Source organism: Polaromonas sp. P1_G4, from assembly GCF_056405475.1.
The window spans coordinates 1-790 of record NZ_JBFUCA010000963.1 but is presented as its reverse complement, the minus strand read 5'-3'; the positions used below and the strand labels follow the sequence as shown (position 1 = coordinate 790).

The window sequence follows — 790 nt, the reverse complement described above, 5'->3', positions numbered from 1 at the left end:
GCTTTTGCTTTTTTGGCGGCAGCAGCTTCGGCTTTCTTGGCTGCAGCGGCTTCAGCTTTTGCTTTCTTGTCAGCAGCAGCTTTTTCTTTCTTTGCGGCCTTGGCAGCAGCTTTTTCTTCTTTGGTCATTTTGGCTGGCTTGGCTTCAGCTTTGGCTTCTGCTTTTGCAGCGGGAGCGGCTGGCGTTGCGGCAACAGCTGGCTTGGCTGGAGTAGCCGCAGGAGCGGAAGCTTGTGCGAAAGCACCAGCAGCGAAGAGGCCAGCGATCAAAGCAGCGAGGATTTTGTTCATTTGGAATTTCCTTTGATAACGTTATTGGAAAAAATACCCCGAACTTCTCGGAGGCCCTACCGTAACGAGGCCGGTTCCAAAGCCGTTGACACGATGCCCCCAAATTCTTTTGCTGTATGGTTTTACGGCTAGAATTTAGGGGTTTTTACCTAACTGTTGCGTGGCGTGCCCCTGGACGCCTTGCGCTTACCGGAGACTTTTGTTCATGTATCAGCACATCAAGGTGCCTTCCCAAGGCCAAAAAATCACTGTCAATGCCGACAACTCGTTGAACGTACCTGACGAACCCATCATTCCGTTCATTGAAGGCGACGGCACCGGCGCAGACATTACGCCGGTTATGCTGAAAGTGGTTGATGCTGCTGTTGCCAAAGCCTACGGCGGCAAGAAAAAGATCCACTGGATGGAAGTGTTTGCCGGTGAGAAGTCGACCAAGGTCTATGGCCCGGACGTCTGGCTGCCAGAAGAAACCCTGCACGCTGTTCGTGACTACGTCGTGT

General features: G+C 52.5%; 2 protein-coding genes. One reads left to right on the top strand and one right to left on the bottom strand.

The annotated features are described in order from the left end of the window. On the bottom strand, positions 1-290 hold a 290-nt coding region (locus AC1D1X_RS24755), incomplete at its 3' end, for a hypothetical protein (RefSeq protein ID WP_477699547.1). Between the two features lie 199 nt (positions 291-489). On the opposite strand from AC1D1X_RS24755, the gene AC1D1X_RS24750 reads away from it, so the two are divergent. Next, positions 490-790 (top strand): isocitrate/isopropylmalate family dehydrogenase (locus tag AC1D1X_RS24750; RefSeq protein WP_477699546.1); only part of this gene is annotated, 301 nt, incomplete at its 3' end.